Source organism: Glaciecola sp. SC05, assembly GCF_041380235.1.
In the GTDB taxonomy this organism is placed as follows: domain Bacteria; phylum Pseudomonadota; class Gammaproteobacteria; order Enterobacterales; family Alteromonadaceae; genus Glaciecola.
In genome coordinates this window covers 1-10,902 of sequence record NZ_JBGIYY010000029.1, presented here as the reverse complement: position 1 = coordinate 10,902, position 10,902 = coordinate 1, and the positions used below count along the sequence as shown (strand labels likewise).

Here is a 10,902-nt window from a genome sequence, read left to right as displayed (position 1 = left end):
GGTTATTCAGCGTGTCTAAAGCGTTAGAAAGAGAGCTCATTGTAGGATTAGACATTGGTACCAGTACAGTAAAAGCTGTGGTGGGCGAAGTCTTGCTAAACGGTGATATTAGCATCGTTGGGGTGGGTGAACATAAGTCTCGTGGTATGGAAAAGGGTGGCGTTAACGACCTTAATTTAGTCGTGCAGTCGATCCGTTCTGCCATGGAACAAATGGAACTCATGGCAGACTGTCATGTTTCTAGCGTTTTTATGTCAATAAGCGGTCGCCATGTGCAGTGTCAGAATGAGTCTGGCATGGTACCCATCAATAACCAAGAAGTGACTCAAGACGATGTGGATAACGTCATCCACGCCGCACGCTCTGTTCCGATGGCAGCGGAACGAAAATTGCTTCATGTTTTACCACAAGAATTTGTTATTGACGTGCAAGAGGGCATCAAAAACCCGATTGGCATGTCTGGCGTCAGAATGGTGGCCGCCGCTCACATTATTACCTGCGCTGAAGATATGGCGAAAAACATGGTGAAGTGTATTGAGAAGTGTGACCTCACTGTTGATCAAACCATTTTCAGCGCTCTGGCCTCAAGCTATGCTGTATTGACTGAAGATGAAAAAGAATTAGGTGTTTGTGTGGTCGATATTGGCGGCGGCACAATTGATATTGTGATCTATACTGATGGTGCGATACGCCACACGGCGGTTATTCCATTGGGCGGTAATCAAATCACCGGTGATATTGCGAAAATATTCCGAACGCCCATGAATAACGCAGAGCAAATTAAAGTGAATTATGCCTGCGCGCTTAAAGACATGGTGAGCATGGAAGAGACCATAGAAGTTCCTAGCGTCGGTGGCCGTCCGTCTAGAGCCATGTCTCGCCACACCTTGGCTGAAGTTATTGAGCCGAGATACCATGAACTGCTTGAAATTGCTTATGAGCAAATAAAAGGCAGTGGCCTAGAAGATCAAATAGCCGCGGGTTTAGTGATTACCGGCGGTACTGCCAAAATGGAAGGGGCAGTTGAATTTGCAGAAGAAGTATTCCAAATGCCGGTAAGAGTAGGAAAACCTCATTCTGTGAAGGGCTTAGCTGAATATGTTGATGATCCAAGTTATGCAACAGTAGTTGGGCTTTTACAATATGGGAAACAAAATTCTAATAATAAAAAAACGCTTCCAAAGAGTGGCGAAGAGAGCGTGTTAAAACGCATACAGAGCTGGTTTAAAGGTGAGTTTTAGGGGACCTTTAAGCGCTAAACTAACAATAAGTCTGTGCGCACAGACTGCAAAAGGTATCGGAGAATTACAATGTTCGAACTGATGGACAATCCAAGCGACGAAGCGGTCATCAAAGTAGTTGGTGTTGGCGGCGGCGGCGGAAACGCTGTTGAATATATGGTATCTCAAGTGATTGAAGGCGTAGACTTCATCGCAATGAATACTGACGCTCAAGCACTCAAAAATTCTAATGCGTCGGTTAAAATACAAATAGGCACTGAACTTACCAAGGGCCTAGGTGCAGGAGCTGATCCAAATGTGGGTCGTGAAGCTGCTCACGAAGATCGCGAAAAAATAAGACAGGCGCTTGAAGGTGCTGACATGGTCTTTATTACCGCTGGAATGGGCGGTGGTACGGGTACCGGCGCAGCACCAGAGGTTGCTAAGCTAGCAAAAGACATGGGCATATTAACCGTGGCTGTTGTGACTAAACCGTTTCCATTTGAGGGTAAAAAACGTGCCGAGTTTGCTAATCAAGGTATCGCTGAACTTTCAAAATATGTTGATTCGTTGATTACTATTCCTAACGAAAAGCTACTCAAAGTGATGGGGCGCGGTACACCACTGTTGCAAGCATTTAGTGCAGCAAACGATGTATTACGTGGATCTGTTCAAGGTATTGCTGAACTGATCACTCGCACTGGTTTGGTCAACGTTGACTTCGCCGATGTGAAGACTGTTATGTCAGAAATGGGCACAGCAATGATGGGTAGTGGCGTAGGCAGAGGTGAAGATCGTGCTGAAGAAGCTGCTGAAGCGGCTATCGCATGTCCGTTACTGGAAGACATCGACTTGTCGGGTGCACGCGGTATCTTAGTGAACATCACCGCTGGCTTAGATTTTGCGATTGATGAATACGAAACAATTGGTAATGCGGTGAAAGCTTTTGCTTCTGAAAACGCAACTGTTGTAGTAGGAACCGTTATAGACCCAGAAATGGTCGATGAAATTCGCGTGACGGTTGTTGCCACCGGTATAGGTGCCGATCGAAAGCCTGATATCACCTTGGTAAATGACGGTGGGCGTGTACAACACAAAGCCACAGGAACTGACCATATGAGTTCCATGGCTGAGGGTGGCCAAGCTCACAAGTTAGAAGAAGAGGCTCCTGCAGGCGAGTTAGAATATCTTGATATTCCGGCATTTTTACGTCGTCAAGCAGATTAACTGGTCTGAACAGTATATTGCTACGTAGAAAATACTTGTAATATGAAAAGCCCTTGTCATTCAAGGGTAAACTGTTAAACTATCGCGAATTTTTTGGCGGATATAGATTATGCTAAGACAGCGAACGTTAAAAACCGCCGTGACCGAAACCGGCATAGGCCTGCACAAGGGTCGAAAAGTACGTATGACATTGCGGCCTGCTCCAGCCGATACCGGAATTATATTTCGTCGTATCGATTTGCAGCCTCCGGTAGACATCCACGCGAATGCGCGTGATGTGGCCGATACCAACCTATGCACCTGCATAACGAATGAAAGCGGTCATTCTATCTATACTGTTGAGCACTTGGCCTCTGCTTTATCTGGCCTGGGTATTGATAATATCATTGTTGAAGTAGATTCTCATGAACTACCGATATTAGATGGTAGCGCCAGTCCGTTCATTTTCTTACTGCAAAGCGCCGGTATTGAAGAGCTCGACAAGCCTAAAAAGTTTATTAAAGTCAACCGCACCATACGGGTTGAAGAAGGCGATAAATGGGCAGAATTTAGACCGTTCGATGGATTTAAAGTTGATTTTGCCATCGATTTTGCGCATCCAGCGATTGCGCAAAGTCGTCAGCATTGTGTGCTCGACTTTTCCAAAGACTCATACGTTGATCAGGTTAGTCGTGCCCGAACTTTTGGTTTCATGCGAGATTTAGAAACCATGAACTCAATGAACTTAGCGTTGGGTGGGAGTATGGACAATGCGGTTGCCTTAGACGAGTTTAGAGTGTTAAACCCAGAAGGCCTGAGATATCAAGATGAATTCCTAAAACATAAGATTTTAGACGCGGTTGGCGATTTATTTTTAGGTGGGCATAATTTGATTGGCGAACTGGTTGCATACAAGACTGGGCATGGTTTGAACAATAAATTATTAAACGCAATATTGGATGCTGAGGATGCTTGGGAGTATGTTGAATTTGAGAACGAAGAAAGCATGCCGATAAAGTATATAGAGTCTGTTTCTCATCTTGGAACACGATTTGCTTAGTGTTTAGTATCAAGCGATTTTAAGTCGATTAATAGTTAGTACGTCGAAAAAGCGCCAAGCAACCGGCGTTTTTTTATTGGTTTACTAAAAACTATAAAAATTTTGTTTGAATTTACGAGTAGCTGAATTAAATTTAAGCCGCTTATGTATGTTCAAGCATAAGTAAGTCGTTTAACAAAGCTACACTTTTTTTAAGAGAACAATACAATAGCATTGCAGTTTCTTGGCATTGCTTAAAAGGTAAATATGAATATCACTATTTTGATAACAGGTAAGGGTACACGCTTTTCTAAACGTCTCTCGTTAAGACGTTTAGTCAGCGGTTTCGTACTGCTGTCTTTGGTGTTATTGATATCCAGCCGAAACACTGAATCGGTATATGAAAATCAGATTCGATTGAGCGTAGTTAAAACAGGACTCGAACAGCAGGCCGATAAAGTTAATTCCTTGCAGGTAAATACCCAAGAGCAATTAAATTCAATGGTTGCTCAATTGGGCAACATGCGTGCACAAATAGATTACCTTGATTCTATTAGCTTTAATCTAGCTGAGAAAAATGGCCTTAGCCCTGAAGATTTTACCCTGCCTGAAGACATGCTTACGGTTACCTCACCACAAACCGAAGTATCTGACAACATTGAGTCGCTATCGACTGCCTTAGATTATAAAATAAAGCAGCTTGAAGCCCTTGAATCGATTCTAATCGGACTCAATATAGAACAGGAGAGTAAGTTAGCAGGCCGTCCTCTTAACAAAGGGTGGTTATCATCTCATTATGGTATGCGAAAAGACCCGTTTAGCGGCAGGCCTAGCATGCATAAAGGCGTTGATTTCGCAGGCAAGCCCGGCGAAGGCATTATTGCGACAGGAGCAGGAATAGTAACTTGGTCGGGAGACCGCTCAGGATACGGTAACTTAATTGAGATTGACCATGGCAATGGATTACGCACACGTTATGGGCATAACGATGAACTAACCGTAGAAGTAGGCGATGTTGTGACTAGAGGACAAGTAATTGCACTCTTAGGAAACACTGGTCGTTCTACAGGTGCTCACGTGCATTATGAAGTATTAAAAGATGGCAAACAAATTGATCCATTGCCGTTTATTTATCGCTAAGTTGCCTTAAAGTTACGTTTTTTAAGTAAGGCGTTTAATATAAAAACGCATACAAACTCAACAACTGTGAGTGCATCGCTAACTCCTCTCATTTAATGTTTCCTGGTGACGGGCAACATGTTCTAGTCATACACTTGGTTTTTTTGGTACTATGACGCGTTTTTAATACTATACCGAATCGGATATCCCAATAGCATGTTTGCAAACATCTTTAAAAAAGTCTTTGGCACGCACAATGCCCGCCTGCTCAAAAAACTGCGTAAGTCTGTCGTAGGAATTAGTAATCTTGAGGCTGATTTCGAAGCCCTTACAGATGAACAGTTACAGGCTAAAACCGAAGAGTTCAAACAGCGCCTTGCGGATGGGCAGACACTCGACAGTCTGCTAAACGAAGCGTTCGCGGTCGTAAGAGAAGCCAGTAAACGCGTTTACGGCATGCGCCCATTTGACGTGCAGATGAAAGGCGGCATGGTCTTGCACCAAGGTAAAATAGCCGAAATGCGCACCGGTGAGGGTAAAACACTTACTTCTACCTTGCCTACCTATCTAAATGCGCTGGCCGGCAATGGCGTGCATGTCATCACCGTGAATGACTACTTAGCAAAACGTGATGCCGATTGGAGTCGCGCTTTGTTTTCATTCCTAGGCTTAACGGTTGGTTGTAATATCCCCGGTATCTCTCAACAAGAAAAGCGCGATGCGTATGCTGCTGACATTACCTATGGAACGAATAACGAGTTTGGATTCGATTATTTACGCGATAATATGGCATTTAGTCCTAACGACCGCGTTCAGCGCCCGCTAAGCTTTGCCGTCATCGATGAGGTCGATTCAATTCTCATTGACGAAGCTAGAACGCCACTTATCATATCCGGTGCGGCGGAAGACAGCTCTGAGCTTTACCGCAAAATAAATACTTTTATTCCAAAGCTAAATCAACAAGAAAAAGAAGATGAAGAAGATAACCATGGCGATGGACACTTTACTGTTGACGAAAAGGGCAAACAGGTTCATTTAACTGAAAATGGTCAACTATTTGTAGAAGAGTTACTGCGTGAAGCCAAAATGTTGCCAGAGGGCGAATCTTTGTTTGCGGCCGCAAATATTCCCTTGTTACATCACGTAAATGCAGCCTTGAGAGCGCATAAACTGTTTACCAAAGATGTTGACTACATTGTCAAAGATGGCCAAGAGATTGTGATTGTCGATGAACATACTGGCAGAACAATGGAAGGACGTAGATGGTCAGAAGGCTTGCACCAGGCTGTGGAAGCGAAAGAAGGCGTTAAAATTCAAAACGAGAATCAAACACTCGCTTCTATTACTTTCCAGAACTACTTCAGGCTTTACGATAAACTATCTGGAATGACCGGTACTGCTGATACCGAAGCCTTCGAGTTTAACTCGATTTACGGCCTTGAAACTGTCGTGATCCCTACCAATCAGCCGATGGTCCGTGATGACCGCGCCGATAAAATCTTTTTAACTGCTGCAGAAAAATACGATGCGATCGTTAGCGACATAAAAGACTGTGTGAAGCGAGGACAACCGACCTTAGTGGGCACGGTCTCGATTGAAAACTCAGAGCTTATTTCAAATATTCTGAAAAAAGAGAAAATCAAACACAAGGTGTTGAATGCAAAGTTTCATGCTCAAGAGGCTGAAATTGTCGCCAACGCCGGTATGCCTGGTGCGGTGACTATTGCAACGAACATGGCAGGACGAGGCACCGACATCGTATTGGGCGGAAACCTTGAGGTTGAACTTGAGGGACTCAAAGAGCAAACGCCAGATCAAATTGAAAAAGTGAAAGCTAAGTGGAAAGAGCGTCACGATGCGGTAATTGCCGCTGGTGGTTTACATATCATCGGCACAGAGCGACATGAGTCTCGCCGCATTGATAATCAGCTTCGTGGACGTTCAGGTCGCCAAGGCGATCCTGGTTCTTCGCGTTTTTATCTATCTTTAGACGATGCTTTAATGCGCATCTTTGCCTCTGAAAAAATGGGCGCAATGATGAAGCGTTTAGGCATGGAGAAGGGCGAAGCGATCGAGCATCCATGGGTATCTCGCGCCATCGAAAATGCACAACGTAAAGTTGAGGGACGTAACTTTGACATTCGTAAGCAGTTACTCGAATATGATGATGTAGCAAACGATCAGCGTCGAGTGATTTACGAGCAGCGTAATGAATTGTTAGATGAAGGCGATATCGGTAAAACTATCGCTAATGTGCGTAAAGACGTCACCGATACTGTGATAAGCCAATATATCCCGCCACAGTCATTAGAAGAGATGTGGGACGTTGAAGGACTTGAAGACCGTTTACGCGGAGACTTTAGTTTAGACCTTCCTCTGCGCAAGATGCTTGATGAAGACGATAAGCTTTATGAAGAAAAGCTACGTGAGTTTATTTTAGAAAAAGTCGATGCAGCGTATAAGGCTAAAGAAGAAACAGTGGGTTCGCAAGTGTTAAGGCAGTTTGAAAAAGCGGTGATGCTGCAAACTCTTGATACGCATTGGAAAGAACATTTAGCATCTATGGATTACTTGCGTCAAGGTATTCACCTTCGTTCGTTCGCTCAGAAGAACCCTAAACAAGAATATAAGCGCGAGTCCTTTGAACTTTTCTCTGACATGCTCGACAACCTCAAAGTTGAAGTCATCAGTATTTTGTCTCGTGTTCAGGTACAAGAACAAAAAGACGTAGAAGCCATTGAGGCCCAGCGCAGAAGAGCAGAAGCAGAAAAAACCTTTGAGCACCAATCGGCGTCTACAATAGATGGGCCTGCTGAGCCTGAAAAGTCGCAAACAGTTCAACGTCAAGGACCTAAAGTGGGCCGTAACGATCCATGTCCTTGTGGCTCGGGTAAAAAATATAAGCAGTGTCATGGCAAGTTAAAATAATATGAAGCAAGTCGATGTGGCGGTAGGGGTGGTGTATCGTGATGAAGCAGCACAAGCTGAATCAGCGATGGGCACCTCAGCACATCGGCAGTTTTTTATTTGTCGACGCAACGCTCAACAGCATCAAGGCAATAAGTGGGAGTTTCCGGGTGGTAAAATCGACTCTGGAGAAACGCCCTTAAATGCACTTAAGCGCGAATTGCAAGAAGAGATAGATATACATATAAATATAAATGAAGCGGAGCCTCTGCTGCAAATCAATTTCGACTATCCAGATAAAAGCGTCTGCTTACACGTGTTTTTAGTCAGCAGATTTAGCGGTAAAGCTAAAGGTGCTGAAGGTCAACAGAGTTTATGGGTGGATAACACACAATTGGGCTTCTATACCTTTCCTGATGCAAATGCTGCAATATTGGATGCATTACGGGCAAGAGGCTTAATATGAGCGTCACTGGTGTTGTGAAGCGCCCTACGCCTATAAAAACCATAGGTATCTTAGGTGGAATGAGCGACAAAGCTACCATCGAATACTACAAGTTCATCAACGCTAAAATTAATGCCCAATACGGCGGCTGGGAAATAGGCGAAACGCTTATTCAAGGCTGTAACTTTGGTAATATCGAATATTATGTTCGCAACAATGCGTGGGATGAAGCTAGAGAATACTTAGAAACTAAAGCAAAACTGGCAGAAGCAGGGGGCGCAGATATACTAGTTTGCGTATCAAACACCATGCATAAAGTGTTAGATAGACTGCCGCAAATATTGTCTATTCCGTTTATCCATATCACTACGCCAACCGCTGAAGCAATCAAGGCAGCAGGTCTGAATAAGGTCGCTTTATTGGGCACCAAGCCAGTCATGCAGGCCGACTACATTAAAGCTGAATATGCAAAATATGGTATTGAAATTGTGGTGCCTAGTGAAGTGCAGCAAAAAGAAGTCGACAGAATTATCTTTGATGAATTAGTGAAAGGTAAAATTCTAGATGACTCTCGGCAATATTATATTAACACTAGCTTAGCCTTAGCTGCAGAGCAGGGTGCTCAGGCGATTATATTGGGCTGTACTGAAATATTCTTGTTGATTGGCCAGGCCGATTTGCCAAGCTTACCGGTATTTAATACCACTGAGCTACATGTAGACGCTGCGGTAAAGCTCGCTACCACATAAAGCACCATGCCTTTTACCTGCGTCATGCACCTAGTTATTTTATATACTTCCCTTACACCGAGCGGTAATTGCTAACCTTAGTACTGCAGTTGAGTTGATGAACGCTTTATATGTGCCGTAATGAGCTCTTTATCAAGTATCGAAGATCGTGTGAAAAACGGAATGCTTGAACTGTAATGCGANGCGCGCAGTAATCCCTAAAAGATTGACTGATCTTCCCCTAAATTTGTAGACATTTTTTACTTAGAAAGCGAAGTAATGTAAAAAGTGTTATGAATGAAAAAAGCCTGCGTTTATGCTAGCGGCACTTTCTAGCCATTTCAAAAGGTTATTAGGGGATTCCGGATTTTGTTGCGCAAAATCGCGTATCTTTCGATACGCTTCTGGATATTGTTCATTTCTTAACAGAACTTCTAACTGAGCAATTTGCTCTTCCGTTAGCGAAGTAGTTACAGTTGTAGTAATCGTCATTTTTTAGCGTCCTTGTTTAAATGTTTGTGGGATTAAATTTTGATAGAAGTCTAATTACGTTTTTGTTTATCAAAACGATATACTTTAAAAACTTAGTTGGTATTGAATAATGGATTGAGAACATGTCATTGTAGGAAGTGTAGACAATGCAACTTAGTTCCAAGCAGTACGCAAATGCCTTGTTTGAATCGTAGTCAATTGAATACGACTTAAAATCTACAGAGGTTGCATAAGGTGGTATTACCGCGTGAACGCTTTCAAACGATAAAAAATCGCTGGCTTCAGTTACTTGAAGTGTACTGTTTTTGGGGATATGTCTAATTAGCTTGTTGTTGGCATTATTTCTATTGTCGTCGCCTATAATCGGGGCGAGGTACACTACGATCATGAATGTAGACTGTTTTATGCCAGTTACTGTTGTTGAAAAAGCCAACTCTTCATCTATTGTATTTTCAAGTACCTTTGAATATTCGACGTAAAAGTATCTCTCAAACTCCGACCCAAACACTTTTATCTCTGGCGGAATATGCAATTTCACTGCTGCGCCAGAAAACTCGGGGCGGTCTTTTATCAAAAAGACTTGATTGCCATTTTGGTCTAAGATATTTTCGCGAGGTTTCACGCCGTAATCACAAGCAGTCAAGTAAAAAAGAACACTTGTTAGAAAGATAGCTACCCGCTTACGCGAGCGCCCACATGGCGTTTGTAAACCTTTATCTAGCTCTTTATTATCTTTCACGCCCACTCTCCTGAATGCTTTTTGCCAGCGGTGACAAAATAAAGCTGATTATCCTTCTGTCACCAGTGATGATTTCTGCGGTACCTTGCATCCCTGACTGAAGAGGGATATTGTCAGATTCAACCGACACGTAACTCTGGTCTAATTTAATTTTGACTGGATAGACAAAACCTAATGTTTCGTCCAGAATTGAATCGCGAGAAACCGTCTGCACAGTGCCATTAATGACACCATATTTTGTGAATGGGAATGTGTCCAACTTAACCCGCACAGATTGCCCGTTCTTTATAAACCCAATGTCTTGATTCTTCACATTGACATTCATTTGAATACTTGATGAAAGCGGGACTATTTTCATAATTTCTTGCGCAGACGTAACAACACCACCTTCCGTATTAATTGAAATTGCCTCTACCACACCATCAATAGGTGATGACAAGATTTGACGATAGTCTCTTTCCTTTGCTTTGACCAAATCCTGTTCCAAGTTAGATATTATGCGTTTTAGAGATTCGATCTCTTCGCTTAGTTGCGTTTTAGTTTCAGCATACAAAGAATGCTTATCCGCCTCTAACGCATCGATTGACACCAAAACCTCATCTTTAAGAGACTCCTCTAATTTTAAAGTCGAATTGGTTTCAATGCGCTCCCTTTTTATCTCTAAGAGCTGCTCGTTAGATATGAGGTCACGTTTTCTCAAAATTGATGCATTTTCGTAACGCTCTTGAACAATTGGCATTAGTTGCGAATATCGCTGTATCTTGATATCACTGCTTTTGAGTTTTGACACAAGGCTATTTCTTTTCGCAATAAAACTCTCTAATTTAGCTGAAAAATTATCAATCTTTGGCTGCAAAATAAAACTTATGTCGGTATTCGCTATTGTCGTGTCAGTTTGATAGTCACTGTCTGAGATAATAAATTTGTGGAACAAAACACTTGCAGACAAATCGATCTTTGCTGAACTTAAGTCATTTTCTGAGTATAAGACGGATAAAAGCTATTTA

Annotated in this window: 10 protein-coding genes; 7 read left to right on the top strand and 3 right to left on the bottom strand. The window is 42.8% G+C overall.

From position 1 onward, the window contains the following. The first annotated feature begins 11 nt into the window (after nucleotides 1-11). The 7 genes from ftsA to AB9H30_RS18815 all read left to right on the top strand — a co-directional run bounded on the left by ftsA (nucleotide 12) and on the right by AB9H30_RS18815 (nucleotide 8,685). Nucleotides 12-1,241, top strand: coding sequence for a cell division protein FtsA (gene ftsA / locus AB9H30_RS18845; protein WP_371196347.1), 1,230 nt, complete (start codon nucleotides 12-14; stop codon nucleotides 1,239-1,241). Nucleotides 1,242-1,310: 69 nt separating this feature from the next. Further along, nucleotides 1,311-2,447, top strand: coding sequence for a cell division protein FtsZ (gene ftsZ, locus AB9H30_RS18840; protein ID WP_371196346.1), 1,137 nt, complete (start codon nucleotides 1,311-1,313; stop codon nucleotides 2,445-2,447). Between the two features lie 109 nt (nucleotides 2,448-2,556). Further along, on the top strand, nucleotides 2,557-3,486 hold the full coding sequence (lpxC, locus tag AB9H30_RS18835; protein WP_371196345.1) for a UDP-3-O-acyl-N-acetylglucosamine deacetylase: 930 nt from the start codon (nucleotides 2,557-2,559) through the stop codon (nucleotides 3,484-3,486). A gap of 246 nt (nucleotides 3,487-3,732) precedes the next feature. Continuing rightward, complete coding sequence (locus AB9H30_RS18830; protein ID WP_371196344.1) at nucleotides 3,733-4,605, top strand: M23 family metallopeptidase; 873 nt, start codon at nucleotides 3,733-3,735, stop codon at nucleotides 4,603-4,605. A gap of 195 nt (nucleotides 4,606-4,800) precedes the next feature. After that, complete coding sequence (gene secA, locus AB9H30_RS18825) at nucleotides 4,801-7,512, top strand: preprotein translocase subunit SecA (protein WP_371196343.1); 2,712 nt, start codon at nucleotides 4,801-4,803, stop codon at nucleotides 7,510-7,512. A 1-nt stretch (nucleotide 7,513) separates the two neighbouring features. Beyond that, nucleotides 7,514-7,957, top strand: coding sequence for an 8-oxo-dGTP diphosphatase MutT (gene mutT, locus AB9H30_RS18820; protein WP_371196342.1), 444 nt, complete (start codon nucleotides 7,514-7,516; stop codon nucleotides 7,955-7,957). Further along, entirely contained in the window at nucleotides 7,954-8,685 is a 732-nt protein-coding gene (locus AB9H30_RS18815; RefSeq protein WP_371196341.1) for an aspartate/glutamate racemase family protein, read from the top strand. The genes mutT and AB9H30_RS18815 overlap by 4 nt, the downstream gene beginning before the upstream one ends. Before the next feature lie 270 nt (nucleotides 8,686-8,955). Here AB9H30_RS18815 and AB9H30_RS18810 read toward each other — a convergent pair whose 3' ends face one another. The 3 genes from AB9H30_RS18810 to AB9H30_RS18800 are packed head-to-tail and all read right to left on the bottom strand — an operon-like array spanning nucleotide 8,956 to nucleotide 10,844. Continuing rightward, a complete protein-coding gene (locus AB9H30_RS18810; protein WP_371196340.1) occupies nucleotides 8,956-9,156 on the bottom strand; it encodes a hypothetical protein in 201 nt (66 codons plus the stop codon). A gap of 16 nt (nucleotides 9,157-9,172) precedes the next feature. After that, on the bottom strand, nucleotides 9,173-9,895 hold the full coding sequence (locus tag AB9H30_RS18805) for a hypothetical protein (protein ID WP_371196339.1): 723 nt from the start codon (nucleotides 9,893-9,895) through the stop codon (nucleotides 9,173-9,175). Then, nucleotides 9,885-10,844 (bottom strand): HlyD family type I secretion periplasmic adaptor subunit, encoded by a 960-nt coding sequence (locus AB9H30_RS18800; RefSeq protein WP_371196338.1) that lies wholly within the window; start codon nucleotides 10,842-10,844, stop codon nucleotides 9,885-9,887. The genes AB9H30_RS18805 and AB9H30_RS18800 overlap by 11 nt, the downstream gene beginning before the upstream one ends. Nucleotides 10,845-10,902: the final 58 nt, after the last annotated feature.

Bases quoted from the DNA above. Each gene is read 5' to 3' on its own strand.
- ftsZ (WP_371196346.1), top strand. From the start codon at position 1,311: ATGTTCGAACTGATGGACAATCCAAGCGACGAAGCGGTCATCAAAGTA.
- lpxC (WP_371196345.1), top strand. From the start codon at position 2,557: ATGCTAAGACAGCGAACGTTAAAAACCGCCGTGACCGAAACCGGCATA.
- AB9H30_RS18830 (WP_371196344.1), top strand. From the start codon at position 3,733: ATGAATATCACTATTTTGATAACAGGTAAGGGTACACGCTTTTCTAAA.
- secA (WP_371196343.1), top strand. From the start codon at position 4,801: ATGTTTGCAAACATCTTTAAAAAAGTCTTTGGCACGCACAATGCCCGC.
- mutT (WP_371196342.1), top strand. From the start codon at position 7,514: ATGAAGCAAGTCGATGTGGCGGTAGGGGTGGTGTATCGTGATGAAGCA.
- AB9H30_RS18815 (WP_371196341.1), top strand. From the start codon at position 7,954: ATGAGCGTCACTGGTGTTGTGAAGCGCCCTACGCCTATAAAAACCATA.
- AB9H30_RS18810 (WP_371196340.1), bottom strand. From the start codon at position 9,156: ATGACGATTACTACAACTGTAACTACTTCGCTAACGGAAGAGCAAATT.